This window comes from Pseudomonas sp. Sample_9, from assembly GCF_004307535.1.
Taxonomy (GTDB): domain Bacteria; phylum Pseudomonadota; class Gammaproteobacteria; order Pseudomonadales; family Pseudomonadaceae; genus Aquipseudomonas; species Aquipseudomonas mercuritolerans.
In genome coordinates this window covers 1-13433 of record NZ_RAZO01000238.1, presented here as the reverse complement: position 1 = coordinate 13433, position 13433 = coordinate 1, and the positions used below count along the sequence as shown (strand labels likewise).

The window sequence follows — 13433 nt, the reverse complement described above, 5'->3', positions numbered from 1 at the left end:
TCTGCGCGTTGCCGATCACCGACTGCACGAGGCGCCTGACCGAAACCCTGGTGTGTTTGCGCGAACAGAGTTCGCGGCGAGTAGTGGCGACATTTCTCGATATGGTTCGCGAGAGTCTTGCGTAAACAGTATCGGCCCCTTCGCGAGCAGGCTCGCTCCCACATGGGACCGCGCTCTGCAATGTGGGAGCGAGCCTGCTCGCGAAGGAGTCGACACGGTTTTCAGACAGGAGCCAGATCAAAAAAAGCCTGAATCAAGCGCAACTCGCGCCGGCGCTCCATGCAGCCAATCATGTGCCGGTTCACCAGCCCTTCCCCGGCAATCGGGATCGCCACCACGCGCGGGTCATGACTGACTTCCACCGATGACACCACACCGACACCCAACTCGGCCGCGACCGCTTCGGTCACCGCCTCGCGACTGTCCAGCTCCAGCAACACCCGCGGCTGAATCGAGGCCTGTGCACACGCCTGGTCAAACGTGCGCCGGGTAATCGAAGTCGGCTCACGCAGAACCATGATCACTTGGTCCAGCTCTTTGAGTTTCACTTCACCGGAGCGATTCGCCCAGCGATGCCCCGCCGGCACCAGCGCGCAGATCCGCGATTCGCTCAGCGCTTGCAGATGCAGGCCCTTGCGCGGCTCGACCTCGGTCAGCACCGCGACATCGGCGTGTTCCGACAACAGCGCCGCCAGGGTTTCCTGGGCGTTGCCCAGACGCAGGTTCACGGTGATGCCCGGATAGCGTGCGCGCAGGCTCGCCAGCATCGGCATGACCATGTGCGGCCCATCCGCCGCCACCTCCAGACGCCCGGTCAGTAACTGTTGGTTCGCCTCAAGCAGCGTCTGCGCTTCTTCCGCCAGGCCGAACATGGCGCGGGTGATCGCCGCCAGTTTGGTGCCCTCCTCGGTCAGTTCCACCCGTCGCGCGGTACGCCGCAGCAAGGTGATCTGGTAATGCTCTTCCAGTGCCTTGATGTGTCCGGTGACTGCCGGCTGGCTGATGAACAACCGCGCAGCCGCGCGGGTGAAGCTGCCTTCGCGGGCCACGGCATCGAAGGCACGGAGCTGAAACAGGTTCATGAATAAACCTCACTGATGGCTGGCATAACAACAAACAATTTGATTGATGCAACGGCGAATTGCAACGTAGGCCCCGTAGCTTCATCCCACAGCGTTTTCGCGAGGACACACGAATGAGTACCGCCGCACCGATTCTGCTTACTCCCGGCCCGTTGACCACTTCGGCCCGCACCCGCCAGGCCATGATGGTCGACTGGGGTTCGTGGGATGACCGCTTCAACCAGTTGACCGCCAGCCTTTGCGAGCAATTGCTGGCCATCCTCAACGGCGCCGCCAGCCACCATTGCGTACCGTTACAGGGCAGCGGCACCTTTGCCGTCGAAGCGGCCATCGGCACACTGGTGCCGCGCGACGGCAAAATCCTCGTGCTGATCAATGGCGCGTACGGCAAGCGTCTGGCGAAGATCTGCGAAGTGCTCGGCCGCTCGTTCAGCACCTTCGAAACCGCCGAAGACGAACCGACCACTGCCGCCGACGTCGACCGTTTGCTGCGCGCCGACGCTGACATCACCCACGTGGCGCTGATCCACTGCGAAACCAGCACCGGCATTCTCAATCCGCTGGCGGAAATCGCCGAGGTCGTCGCGCAACACGGCAAACGCCTGATCATCGACGCCATGAGCTCCTTCGGCGCATTGCCGGTGGATGCGCAGAAAGTACCGTTCGACGCACTGATCGCCGCCTCCGGCAAATGCCTGGAAGGTGTGCCGGGGATGGGTTTTGTCTTCGCCCGCAAGGAATCCCTGGCCGCCGCGGCTGGCAACTCGCACTCGCTGGCGATGGACCTGTACGACCAGCACGCCTACATGATGAAAACCGGGCAATGGCGCTTCACCCCGCCCACCCATGTGGTCGCGGCGCTGCACGAAGCACTGCTGCAATACAGCGAAGAAGGCGGCCTGCCGGCGCGGCATGCGCGATATGCGGCGAACTGTCAGGCGCTGATGGAAGAGATGAACAAGCTCGGCTTGCGCAGTTTCCTGCCGGCGGCGATTCAGGCGCCGATCATCGCGACTTTCCATGCGCCGCAGGATCCGCGTTACCAGTTCAAGGACTTCTACGAGCGGGTCAAGGCCAAGGGTTACATCCTCTATCCGGGCAAACTGACCCAGGTCGAAACCTTCCGCGTCGGCTGCATCGGCCACGTCACCCCGGACGAAATGCGCCAGGCCGTGGCAGCGGTGGGTGAAGTACTGCGCGAAATGGAAGTGCTCGACATCTGAGCCCCACCAAAAATCCCTTGTGGGAGCGAGCCTGCTCGCGAAAGCGTCGTCCCAGGCGACACATAGGCTGATGTCAGACCGCTTTCGCGAGCAGGCTCGCTCCCACATTTGAACTGCATTACAACTCAGGAATTGATTGCCATGAACTACACCAATCCAAGCAAGCTGCAAGCCGCGATCCTCGACTGGGCCGGTACCGTGGTCGATTTCGGCTCGTTTGCGCCGACGCAGATTTTCGTCGAGGCCTTCGCCGAATTCGACGTGCAGGTATCGATCGAAGAAGCCCGTGGGCCGATGGGCATGGGCAAGTGGGATCACATCCGCACCCTCTGTGATCAGCCGCAAGTGGCCGAGCGTTATCGCAAGGTGTTCGGCCGCACGCCGACCGACGATGACGTCACCGCTATCTACAACCGCTTCATGCCGTTGCAGATCGAGAAAATCGCCGAGCACTCGGCACTGATTCCCGGAGCGCTGGACGCCATCGCCCAACTGCGCACGCAAGGCATCAAGATCGGGTCCTGCTCCGGCTATCCGAAAGCGGTCATGGACAAAGTCGTCGAACTCGCCGCCAGTAACGGCTACGTCGCCGACCACGTTGTCGCCACCGACGAAGTGCCAAACGGTCGGCCATGGCCGGCGCAAGCCTTGGCCAACGTCATCGCCCTGGGCATCGACGATGTCGCGGCATGCGTGAAGATCGACGACACCGTGCCGGGCATTCTCGAAGGTCGCCGGGCCGGCATGTGGACGGTTGCGCTGATTTGCTCGGGCAATGCGCTGGGCCTGGACTATGAAGGTTTCCGCGCGTTGGGTAGCGACGAACTGGCCAGCGAACGCCAGCGCATCCACGCGCTGTTTGAAAGTTCGCGCCCGCACTACATGATCGACACCATCAGCGACCTGCCGCAAGTGATCGCCGACATCAACAAGCGTCTGGGCAACGGCAAGATGCCGCAATCGAGCTGATCGCGCCGCGCATCACCGAAAAACGCCAGTGTCCCTCGCGACACTGGCGTTTTTTCATGAAGAATGCACAAACCGCTGATCCAGCGCAGGGAAAGTCCAGTCAGCCTCGGGCAAAACAGCCAAAGCGGATTACAGTTAACCCATGCCGTCACTCAAGAACGGTCGGTTTCATCCCTGACCCGTGAGGAAGCAACGTATGCCGTGGACAAGCTCGGAATCGCGTTACAGCACCGTTTCGGTGTTGCTGCATTGGCTGATGCTGGTGTTGTTGGTGCTGGTTTACGCCAGCATGGAATTGCGTGGTTTCTTCCCCAAGGGCAGCGGCGGCCGCACGCTGATTCGCGAAATGCACTATTTGCTCGGCCTCACCGTATTCGTGCTGGTTTGGTTTCGCCTGCTCGCGCGCAGCCTCGGCCCTGCGCCGAAAATCTTCCCCGCGTCACCCGCCTGGCAAACCATCGTGGCGCGGTTGATGCACTGGGCGTTGTACTTGTTCATGCTCAGCATGCCGATATTGGGCTGGCTGATCACCAGCGCCGAGGGCCATCAAGTGATGTTCTACGGTTTCGATCTGCCGCTGCTGGTGGGTGAAGACAAGGCGTTCGCCAAGCAAGTCGAAGGCTGGCATGTGCTGGTCGCCACGCTCGGCTATTGGCTGATCGGCCTGCATGCGCTGGCGGGTATTTATCACCATTACGTGGTGCGCGATAACACCCTTCTGCGGATGATGCCCAAGCGCGGCTGAGCGTCAGGGCGTTGCGGCAAACCCGCGTCGCCCTTGCAGGCCACCCGTGTGGATGAAGATCAGACGCGTGCCGGCGGCGAATCCACCGGATTCGATACGTTGCCGGAGCGCCAGCAAAGCCTTGCCGGTGTATAGCGGTTCCAGAGGGATACCACTGGCCTGCTCGGTCTGTTCGATGAAGGTCAGCAACGCCTCGTCTACCTTGGCGAAACCGCCACGGCTGGCATCAATCAACTGATAGCCCGACGCGGTATCTCCGGCTTGCGCAAGGATCGACTCGATGTTCGGCGCTACCCCGTGATCGTCCGGCACGGCCAGCGCGCCATACAGTGAGCGCCTGCCTTTCTCGGCGAGCGCCAGTCCGGCCAGGGTTGTGCCTGTGCCACAGGCCAGCCACCAGGTGTCGAAATCATCCCAGCCCAACTTGGCCAACTGTTCATCGACCTGCTTGCTGATCGCTGCGCAACCCAGCGCGCCGGCCAGTCCACCACCGCCCTCGGGCACCGCGTGCAACGTCGGATATTGCGCCTGCCATGGTGTCCAGAACCCAGTTTCGTGCCGCGCGCGATAGCCGGCGTAACCCAGCCAATGCAACTGCATGCCGAAAGCTCGCAGATCCTGCACCGTCGGCGTGTCCTGCGGGTGCCCGCGCAGCAGTCCCACGGTTTTGAAGCCCAGCCGTTTGCCCGCCGCCGCCAGCGCATGCAGGTGGTTGGAATGCGCACCGCCAAGGCTGATGATGCCCTCGGCGCCGGCTCGCTCTGCGGCTTTGAGGTGTTCGACGAGTTTGAACCACTTGTTGCCGCTGATCAGCCGATCAATCTGGTCGAGACGCAGGATCGCGACTTCGACGCCGGCGGTTGTCAGCCAGTCCAGATGCAGGGGGTCGAGAGGGGCCAGGGGTAGCCAGTCGGGGGGAGGCGAAAGCATAAATGCCGATTCTGTTTGAAGAGCCGGCATTTTAACAGCGAGCCGCAAAAATCCTGCCATTCGCCGTACACCAATGTGGGAGCGAGCCTGCTCGCGAAGACGTCGTGTCAGTCGAAGTCTTTATAGCTGACACTCCGCTTTCGCGAGCAGGCTCGCTCCCACAGATTACGCGGTATTTCTAGAGCTCAGCCGCCAGGCGCGAACCCTGGTTGATCGCGCGCTTGGCATCCAGCTCCGCCGCGACATCCGCGCCGCCGATCAAGTGCACTTTCTGTCCGGCCTCGACCAGACCGTCATGCAACTCACGCAACGGATCCTGTCCGGCGCAGATCACGATGTTGTCCACCGCCAGCAATTGCGGCTCGCCGGTTTCGCCGATGCGGATGTGCAAGCCCTGATCATCGATGCTCAGGTATTCAACGCTGTTGAGCATCTGCACCTGCTTGTTCTTCAGACCGGTGCGGTGAATCCAGCCGGTGGTTTTGCCCAGACCGTCGCCGACCTTGGTCTTCTTGCGCTGCAACAGGAACACCTCACGGGCCGGCGCATGCGGCGCCGCTTTGATTCCCGCCACACCACCACGGGCCTCCAGTTGCGTATCGATGCCCCACTCTTTCCAGAACGCCGCGCGATCCAGACTGGTGGCTATGCCTTGATGGACGAGGAATTCCGAAACGTCAAAACCGATACCACCCGCCCCGATCACCGCGACACGCTTGCCAACCGGCTTGCGCTCGAGGATCACGTCCAGATAACTCAACACCTTGGCATTCTCGACACCCGGAATCGCCGGCACGCGCGGGGCGATACCGGTGGCGAGAATGATTTCGTCGTAGCCGCCTTCAACCAGCTTCGCCACGTCGACGCGGGTATTGAGGCACACCTCGACATGGGTGGTCTGCAACTTGCGCTTGAAGTAGCGCAGGGTTTCGAAAAACTCTTCCTTGCCCGGCACGCGTTTGGCGATATTGAACTGGCCACCGATCTCGCTGGACGAATCGAACAGCGTCACCTGATGACCGCGCTCGGCGGCCACGGTGGCAGCGGACAAACCGGCAGGGCCGGCACCGACCACGGCGATTTTCTTGATCTGCTGCACCGGCAGGTAATTGAGCTCAGTCTCATGACAGGCGCGCGGGTTGACCAGGCAACTGGTGAGCTTGCCGCCAAAGGTGTGGTCGAGGCACGCTTGGTTGCAGCCGATGCAGGTGTTGATTTCATCGGCGCGGCCTTCGGCAGCCTTGTTGACGAAATCCGGGTCGGCGAGGAACGGCCGGGCCATCGAGACCATGTCGGCATCGCCCTCGGCAAGGATCTGCTCAGCGATTTCCGGGGTATTGATGCGGTTGGTGGTGATCAGCGGAATGCTCACCGAGCCGCGCAACTTGGCCGTGACCTTGCTGAACGCCGCACGCGGAACCTTGGTGGCGATGGTCGGAATCCGCGCTTCGTGCCAGCCGATACCGGTGTTGATGATGGTCGCGCCAGCCTGCTCGATGGCTTTGGCCAGCATGACGATTTCATCCCAGGTGCTGCCACCTTCGACCAGATCGAGCATCGACAGGCGGAAGATGATGATGAAATTCGGCCCAACGGCTTCGCGTACGCGGCGGACGATTTCCACCGGCAGGCGCATGCGGTTTTCGTAACTGCCGCCCCAGCGGTCGGTGCGGTGGTTGGTGTGGGCGGCGAGGAACTGGTTAATGAAATAACCTTCCGAACCCATGATTTCGACGCCGTCGTATTCGGCGGTTTGCGCCAATACCGAGCAGGTGACGAAATCGCTGATCTGCTTTTCGATGCCCTCTTCGTCCAGCTCCTTGGGCTTGAACGGGTTGATTGGCGCCTGAATCGCGCTCGGCGCTACCTGTTTCGGGCTGTAGGCATAGCGGCCGGCGTGGAGAATCTGCATGCAGATCTTGCCGCCCGCCTCATGCACTGCACGGGTGACGATGCGGTGCTTGAGCGCTTCTTCCTCGGTGGTGAGCTTGGCCGCGCCGGAATACACGCCGCCCTCATCATTCGGGCCGATACCGCCAGTGACCATCAGGCCGACACCGCCACGGGCACGCTCGGCGAAGTACGCCGCCATGCGTTCGAAGCCACCCGGCTTTTCTTCCAGGCCAGTGTGCATCGAGCCCATCAGGGTGCGGTTACGCAGCGTGGTGAATCCCAGGTCCAGCGGGGCCAGCAGATGCGGGTAATGAGCGGCGGTCATCGGTAACTCCACAACGAGCGATCACGGAAAAATTGCGGGAGCTCTGCGTCCCCCGTCAGTCATGCTCGACAGACTAAGAGTCGCACCGCTGTCACTCAATGACCGTAACTGACAAGTTATTGATCCAAATGCGCAGCGCCCCTTGGCAACCCGGTCCATGGGCCCTACCCTAGTCGGCACATCCTGTACCCGGCTGTTGTTGGTTCTTCATGCGCAAACTTCTGTATCTGTTTTTCTCCATGGCCCTCGTTGCCATCCTGACCACCTACGCCATGTGGGCGGCAGACCGGCCGGCGGGGCATTACCTGTCGGATCTGCGCATCAAGCTCGCCGTCGATCAGGGCACGCCCGGCGACCGTGGCAATCTGCTCGGCATCCAGCCCGAATTGTTCCCCACCGATTACCAAAGCTCCGCACGCCTGCACCGCAAGCTTGCGGCGTATCTTCAGCAGGCCCGCGAGCAAGGCTTGCTCAACGAAAAAACCGTGGTGGTATTGCCCGAGCACGTCGGCACCTGGCTGATGATCAGCGGCGAGAAAGACGAGTTGTATCAGGCGCCGACCCTGGCGGAAGCGATGAACTGGCTGGCGGCAAGCAATCCGCTGCTGTTCGCCCGTGCGTGGTTGCGGGCCAAGGGCGAGCAACGTCTGGACGATGCTTATCTGCGGATGAAAGCGAAGGCCATGGCCAAGGATTACCAGGCGCTGTTCGGCGGTCTGGCCAAGGAGTTCCAGGTCACTCTTGTAGCCGGCTCCATCGTGCTGCCGGAGCCAAGCATCCGCGACGGCCAGCTCAAGCCCGGCAGCGGCGCCCTGTTCAACAGCAGCGTGGTGTTTGGTCGCGACGGCATACCGCTGGGCCAGCCGCAACGGCAGATGCACCCGATTTTCGACCAGCAGGGAGTGATTAAGGCCGAAGACAAGCACGCCATCCAGGTTGTCGACACCCCGGCCGGACGTCTCGGCATCCTGATCGGCAGCGACAGCTGGTACCCCGGCAACTACCGCACCCTCGATGAACAAGGCGCGCAACTGGTGGCCGTGCCGGCGCAAGTCATCGGCCATGGCGCCTGGGATAAACCATGGCGCGGCTACAAGGGTTCGAGCACGCCGGGGTCGGTCAGCCTCAAGCCCGGCGACCTCAGCGAAGGTCAGGCCTGGCATCGACTGACCCTGACCGCGCAACCGCCGAGCAGCCGCGCGATTGCCGGCGTCAGTGTGTTCATGCGCGGGCAGTTCTGGGACAAGCCGAGTACCGGTAGAAGCTTCCTCAGCAGAAACGGCCAGCAGTTCGCCGATGGCGAGGCCCGTGGTGCGCGTTTGCTGAACGTCTGGCTGTAAACCATGAAGCCACAGCCGATGCGCCTCGGGGATCTGTCGGTGGGCTTCGTCCATAGTCTGGCCGACGCCGTGCGTAGCCATGGCGCCGACCCGTTGCCTCTGCTTGAGCAATACGGCCTCGATGCCGCGCGGCTGGCCGAGGCCGGGGCGCGCTTGTCGATCCCGCGTTACATGCGCCTGGGCCATGCGGCGATTCAACTTACCAGCGATCCGGCCCTGGGCCTGCGCATGGGGCGGATGATCCGCTTGAATCAGGCAGGCCTGGCCGGCATCACCGCCGCTCAAGCGCCCACCGTGCGCGAAGCGGCCCGCTGCCTGACGCGCTTCGAACCGCTATACGGCTCCAACTATCGCGGGCAGTCCAGTTTCCACGAAGACGCCAATGGCGCCTGGCTGCGCTTCTACTCGATCAGCCCGTACAACGCCTATAACCGCTTCGTGGTCGACTCGATCCTCGCCGGTTGGCTGCATCAGTTGTCGAGTTTGTGTGGCGAAACGCTGCGCGCCGAGCGGATCGAGATCGAGTTCGACGCGCCGGACTACCGCGAGGCTTACGCGGCACTCGGCGATTGCCCGATCCAGTTCAGCGCCGAGCGCAATCAACTGCGGCTCAGCCTGAGCAGCCTCGCCCTGCGCAATCCAGAACACTGCCCGAGCACCTGGCGACATTTGCTGCACCTGTGTGAGCGCGAGCTGGAACAGCTGACCCGCACCCGCAGCCTGCGCGAGCGCATCACTCAGCTGCTCGGGCCATTGCTCAATGGTGGCCGCGAGCCGGACCTTGAAGAAGTCGCGGCACGCCTGAAACTGCCGACCTGGACCTTGCGGCGCAAACTCGCCGAGGAAGGCACGCAGTTCCGCGCGATCCTCAATGACACACGCCGGGACCTGGCGATGACCTATATCCGCGACACCGAACTGGCGTTCGGCGAAATCGCCTACCTGCTGGGCTTCGCCTCAGCCGAAGCTTTCCAACGCGCATTCAAACGCTGGAGCGGGCAGACGCCCGGCGAATCCCGACGAAATTACCGCTCGGGCGCCTGAAGCTCAGAGCTCCGTCGCGTCGTCAGCCGGTTCTGGTTGATCCAGTTCAAAGGCCTGGTATTCGAGCAGTTCTTCCTGATACTCATCCATCGTATAAATCCCCCCAACTACTCGCTATGAAAATGGCCTGATCAATCGACCTGTGCCCCGAGCATAAAGTGCCCGTGTGAAGGAAAAGTGAAACGCGACCTTCATCAATAAAACGTAGCAGGTGGTTAGGGATTTATCGCGGCGATGGTGTCGCAGGTGTGTAACCAGATCTTAAGCCAACCCGAAAACCACTGTGGGAGCGAGCCTGCTCGCGAAGGAGATGTGTCAGTCTGACCATCTGTCGACTGATACACCGCCTTCGCGGGCAGGCTCGCTCCCACAGGGTCTCGCTTAGTTTCTTATTGGCCCGACGCGGGCATCGCCGGAATCGGCTCGGACGGTGGCGGAATATCCGGGTTGGTCGGTGGCGTGATGGCTTCGCTGGCCGGCGCTGGCTCTTCCACGGGCGCTGGCGCAGGCGTAATCGGCGTCGACTCCGCTGGCGGTACCACCGGCTCGGAACTCACTGGCGCGGCTTCAACCGGGGCCGGTGCAGGTTCCGCAGCCGGCGCGGGTGACGGCTCCGCCGCAGGGGTCGGCACCAGTGGTGCAGCAGCCGGTGCAGGCGCGGCCTTTGGCTCCGGCACACCGAGGTCGGTTTTCGGTTTTTCTTCGATATGCGCCGCTTTCTTCGCATCGGCCGGCAGGAATTGCTCGACCAGGGTGAAGAAACGTTCGTAGAACTTCTGCGCGGTGACGGTCTCACTGGCGACCTTGACCATCGAGTCGTCCGAAGAGCCGATCGGCATCGACACCGAGCCCAATACACCAACCCCGAGGCTGGCCGAGTTGTTGGTCTTCTTCAGCGCGTAACGGTCCTGCAAGGCGTTGGCGAACACCGTCGCGTGATGCCCGGCGCTGCCATCTTCGGCACAGACCACGTTGAAGCTGATCTCGAGGTGCGTCTCGCCGGTCTGCTGGAAACTCTTGTGACCGCTGACCAGTTTCGGATCACTGCTGGTAATGATGTAGCCCTGACTGAGCAACGCACGCCGGGCCGCTTCGCAACTGGCGGTGTCGGTTACCGGATAACTGCGCGAAAAGGTGCCGGAGTCATCGAAGTTCTCATGCTCATAGATCGGCTTGTCCTTCGAACAACCGGCCACCGCAGTCAACAAAAGCGCCAGCCCGACAACACGCATGGGAGTGGAAATCAACATTGAACATCCTGAGGGAAAACAGTCCGGGGCGTATTGTGCAACAGATCGCCGCCCCATGGCGCATGGAATAGTGTCAAGAATCGGTTACAACTTTACCGGTCATGAGCGCCGGGAAAAAGCCGCGCCGACAAATGATCAATCAGCGCGCGCAATTTCGCCGTGGCTTGTCGGCTCGACGGCCACAATACCCAGAACTGTCCCGCGTGCTCGACATGCTCATCAAGTACCCGGCGCAAGCGACCCTCGCGCACCGCTTCGCGCACCATGAAATCCGGCAGACAGGCGATGCCCATCCCGGCGAGCACCGCATGCTGCACCGCCTCGATCGAGGTACTGAGCAGGCGCAGCGGCAATATCGGTTCCGGCGCCCCCTCCGCGCGGCGCAACGGCCAGGCTTCCAGTTTGCCGGTAGCATGAAAGGTGTGGCGCAGACAGTCGTGATCGGCCAGATCGCCCGGGGTGCGCGGCTCGCCCCGCTGTTGCAGATACTCCGGGCTCGCCACCAGCACCAGATGAAACTCGCCCAGCGGCCGCGCCATCAGCCGTGAATCCTTGGGCTTGCCGGTACGAATCACCGCATCGAAACCCTCATCAATGACATCGACCATACGGTCGGTGAGGTCCAGATCCAGCTCGATGTGCGGGTACAGCGCCATGAATTCGGTCATCACCGGCATAACCAGTTCGTGCACCTGAGGCAGGCTGATCCGCAGCCGACCGTGGGGCGCCGAGGTGGCATTGCACAGCTCGAACTCCGCCGCCTCCACCTCCGCCAGAATCCTGCGGCAACGCTCGAGAAACAACGCGCCTTCCGAGGTGAGGGTGATGCTGCGAGTGCTGCGATTGAACAAGCGCACGCCAAGCCGCGCTTCCAGCCGCGCGATGCTTTTGCCGATCGCCGACGATGACACCCCTTGCAAGCGGCCGGCTTCAGTGAAACTGCGAGTCTCGGCGACCTGCACAAATACCGAGATGCTACCCAGGCTGTCCATTAATACCTCCGATTAGCGACATCCGTGTCCGATATGTTCGGAACCCTAACCTGTTTTTCCGCAATGCGCAGCGCCCTACCCTGTGTCTCGACATTGACCACAACAGAGACGCAGCAACATGACCGACGCACACCTCGCCTCCTCTGCGCTTGCGCAACCGACCGAAAACCGCGAACGCCTGCCCTACGGCGCACTGCTGGCGCTGGCCACGGCAGGTTTCATCACTGTCATGACCGAAGCGATGCCAGCGGGACTGCTGCCACAAATGAGCGCCGGCCTGAACGTATCTCAAGCGCTGATCGGGCAATTGGTCACGCTGTACGCCGTCGGTTCAATGCTCGCAGCGATCCCCCTGACCATCGCCACCCGCAGTTGGCGCCGTAAACCATTGCTGCTGACCGCAATCGCTGGCTTCGCCGTGGCCAACAGCATCACTGCCATGTCCGAGCTGTACTGGCTGACCCTTGGCGCACGTTTCATCGCTGGCATCTTCGCCGGCCTGCTCTGGGCGCTCCTGGCCGGATACGCCAGCCGCATGGTCGCTTCCCATCTGCAAGGCCGCGCCATCACCGTCGCCATGCTCGGCGCGCCACTGGCGTTATCCCTTGGCATACCAGCCGGGACGCTATTGGGAACGATGGTGGGCTGGCAACTGAGCTTTGCGATCATGACGGCGCTGACAATAGTGCTGGTGATCTGGGTGCACATTCGAGTCCCGGACTTCGCCGGCGAACCTGAAGGAAAGCGCCTGCTCTTGCGTCAGGTATTCACCCTGCCCGGCATACGATCGGTATTGTTTGTAACCTTGTCCTACGTCGTCGCGCATAACCTGCTGTACACCTACATCGCACCGTTTTTGCAACCTTCTGGCCTGGCTTCGGAAATTGACCGCGTACTACTGGCGTTTGGCCTGGCCTCGGTGCTGAGCCTGTGGATCGTCGGCAGCCTGATCGATCGCTGGTTGCGTGAACTGGTACTCGGGAGCGCGGCACTGTTCCTGCTCGCGGCGATAGCCTTGGCTCTGTGGCGCGCATCGCCCGCCGTGGTTTACGCGGCCGTTAGCGTCTGGGGACTGGCATTCGGCGCAATGCCCTCGCTCCTGCAAACCGCGTCAGCGAAAACTGCTTCTCAAGCAGCCGACACCGCGCAATCGATGCTGGTAACACTCTGGAATGTCGGTATTGCCGGCGGAGGATTGGCGGGCGGGTTGTTGATGGGGAATGTCGGGGTCGGGGCATTTCCCTGGATTGTTGCGGGGTTGCTGGTGTTGACGCTGTATGCGGCGGTGATGGCCAGGGGGCATGGGTTTGCGTCGGGGCGGTGAAATTGCGGGGTGTCCTGCAAGAGATCAGTCGTGAGAAAAGGGCTATCGCTGGCAAGCCAGTTTCCACATTTGAACCGAGTCAGTCAGCTGCAGATCGGGCGGCTGACACGCCGCCATCGCGAGCAGGCTAGCTCCCACGGAAATGCAAAACAAGATCAAAAGATCGCAGCCTTCGGCAGCTCCTACAGTTGGATCGTAGGTATCCGATGGAAACTGGTTGACCAGCAGGGCGCCATCGCGAGCAGGGCTCGCACAGAAAACCAAAGCAGCGCAGCTGCCCGCGGCAAAGCCGCCCCACTCAACAATGAGCGCAAGC

The 13433-nt window shown here is 61.9% G+C and carries 12 protein-coding genes and 1 pseudogene; 7 read left to right on the top strand and 6 right to left on the bottom strand.

Annotated elements, in window-relative coordinates; translation table 11 throughout:
- Window positions 1-125 (top strand): annotated as a pseudogene (locus D6877_RS13665) (LysR family transcriptional regulator); the annotation flags it as partial.
- Between the two features lie 96 nt (window positions 126-221).
- Here the strand turns inward: D6877_RS13665 and D6877_RS13660 are convergent.
- On the bottom strand, window positions 222-1082 hold the full coding sequence (locus D6877_RS13660; RefSeq protein WP_130911139.1) for a LysR substrate-binding domain-containing protein: 861 nt from the start codon (window positions 1080-1082) through the stop codon (window positions 222-224).
- A gap of 113 nt (window positions 1083-1195) precedes the next feature.
- Between D6877_RS13660 and D6877_RS13655 the strand changes: the two genes are divergently transcribed.
- The 3 genes from D6877_RS13655 to D6877_RS13645 all read left to right on the top strand — a co-directional run bounded on the left by D6877_RS13655 (window position 1196) and on the right by D6877_RS13645 (window position 4019).
- Window positions 1196-2305, top strand: a complete 1110-nt coding sequence (locus D6877_RS13655) for a 2-aminoethylphosphonate--pyruvate transaminase (RefSeq protein ID WP_024013452.1) — start codon at window positions 1196-1198, stop codon at window positions 2303-2305.
- Between the two features lie 141 nt (window positions 2306-2446).
- Window positions 2447-3274, top strand: a complete 828-nt coding sequence (gene phnX / locus D6877_RS13650; protein WP_130911138.1) for a phosphonoacetaldehyde hydrolase — start codon at window positions 2447-2449, stop codon at window positions 3272-3274.
- Between the two features lie 196 nt (window positions 3275-3470).
- Window positions 3471-4019 carry a cytochrome b gene (locus D6877_RS13645; RefSeq protein WP_130911137.1) on the top strand — a complete coding sequence of 183 codons (549 nt, stop codon included), beginning with the start codon at window positions 3471-3473 and terminating at the stop codon, window positions 4017-4019.
- 3 nt (window positions 4020-4022) lie between these two features.
- On the opposite strand, the gene D6877_RS13640 is transcribed toward D6877_RS13645, so the two are convergent.
- Together D6877_RS13640 and D6877_RS13635 are read right to left on the bottom strand one after the other, a co-directional pair.
- Complete coding sequence (locus tag D6877_RS13640; protein ID WP_130911136.1) at window positions 4023-4949, bottom strand: pyridoxal-phosphate dependent enzyme; 927 nt, start codon at window positions 4947-4949, stop codon at window positions 4023-4025.
- A gap of 178 nt (window positions 4950-5127) precedes the next feature.
- Entirely contained in the window at window positions 5128-7167 is a 2040-nt protein-coding gene (locus D6877_RS13635) for an NADPH-dependent 2,4-dienoyl-CoA reductase (RefSeq protein WP_130911135.1), read from the bottom strand.
- A 209-nt stretch (window positions 7168-7376) separates the two neighbouring features.
- Here D6877_RS13635 and D6877_RS13630 point away from each other — a divergent pair, with 209 nt between their 5' ends.
- Complete coding sequence (locus D6877_RS13630; RefSeq protein WP_130911134.1) at window positions 7377-8507, top strand: nitrilase-related carbon-nitrogen hydrolase; 1131 nt, start codon at window positions 7377-7379, stop codon at window positions 8505-8507.
- A 3-nt stretch (window positions 8508-8510) separates the two neighbouring features.
- Window positions 8511-9551, top strand: coding sequence for an AraC family transcriptional regulator (locus D6877_RS13625; protein ID WP_130911133.1), 1041 nt, complete (start codon window positions 8511-8513; stop codon window positions 9549-9551).
- Between the two features lie 389 nt (window positions 9552-9940).
- On the opposite strand, the gene D6877_RS13620 is transcribed toward D6877_RS13625, so the two are convergent.
- Complete coding sequence (locus D6877_RS13620) at window positions 9941-10801, bottom strand: DUF2242 domain-containing protein (protein WP_130911132.1); 861 nt, start codon at window positions 10799-10801, stop codon at window positions 9941-9943.
- A gap of 92 nt (window positions 10802-10893) precedes the next feature.
- Entirely contained in the window at window positions 10894-11793 is a 900-nt protein-coding gene (locus D6877_RS13615; protein WP_130911131.1) for a LysR family transcriptional regulator, read from the bottom strand.
- 118 nt (window positions 11794-11911) lie between these two features.
- On the opposite strand from D6877_RS13615, the gene D6877_RS13610 reads away from it, so the two are divergent.
- Window positions 11912-13117: an MFS transporter gene (locus tag D6877_RS13610; RefSeq protein ID WP_130911130.1), complete on the top strand. Its 1206-nt coding sequence runs from the start codon at window positions 11912-11914 to the stop codon at window positions 13115-13117.
- 42 nt (window positions 13118-13159) lie between these two features.
- Here the strand turns inward: D6877_RS13610 and D6877_RS29620 are convergent.
- A partial coding sequence (locus D6877_RS29620) for a hypothetical protein (RefSeq protein WP_206662989.1) occupies window positions 13160-13433 on the bottom strand: 274 nt, incomplete at its 5' end.

What these genes read in the sequence shown, in the direction of transcription:
- D6877_RS13625 (WP_130911133.1), top strand. Translation starts at nt 8,511, where the DNA reads ATGAAGCCACAGCCGATGCGCCTCGGGGATCTGTCGGTGGGCTTCGTC.
- D6877_RS13620 (WP_130911132.1), bottom strand. Translation starts at nt 10,801, where the DNA reads ATGTTGATTTCCACTCCCATGCGTGTTGTCGGGCTGGCGCTTTTGTTG.
- phnX (WP_130911138.1), top strand. Translation starts at nt 2,447, where the DNA reads ATGAACTACACCAATCCAAGCAAGCTGCAAGCCGCGATCCTCGACTGG.
- D6877_RS13660 (WP_130911139.1), bottom strand. Translation starts at nt 1,082, where the DNA reads ATGAACCTGTTTCAGCTCCGTGCCTTCGATGCCGTGGCCCGCGAAGGC.
- D6877_RS13610 (WP_130911130.1), top strand. Translation starts at nt 11,912, where the DNA reads ATGACCGACGCACACCTCGCCTCCTCTGCGCTTGCGCAACCGACCGAA.
- D6877_RS13615 (WP_130911131.1), bottom strand. Translation starts at nt 11,793, where the DNA reads ATGGACAGCCTGGGTAGCATCTCGGTATTTGTGCAGGTCGCCGAGACT.
- D6877_RS13645 (WP_130911137.1), top strand. Translation starts at nt 3,471, where the DNA reads ATGCCGTGGACAAGCTCGGAATCGCGTTACAGCACCGTTTCGGTGTTG.
- D6877_RS13630 (WP_130911134.1), top strand. Translation starts at nt 7,377, where the DNA reads ATGCGCAAACTTCTGTATCTGTTTTTCTCCATGGCCCTCGTTGCCATC.
- D6877_RS13640 (WP_130911136.1), bottom strand. Translation starts at nt 4,949, where the DNA reads ATGCTTTCGCCTCCCCCCGACTGGCTACCCCTGGCCCCTCTCGACCCC.
- D6877_RS13635 (WP_130911135.1), bottom strand. Translation starts at nt 7,167, where the DNA reads ATGACCGCCGCTCATTACCCGCATCTGCTGGCCCCGCTGGACCTGGGA.
- D6877_RS13655 (WP_024013452.1), top strand. Translation starts at nt 1,196, where the DNA reads ATGAGTACCGCCGCACCGATTCTGCTTACTCCCGGCCCGTTGACCACT.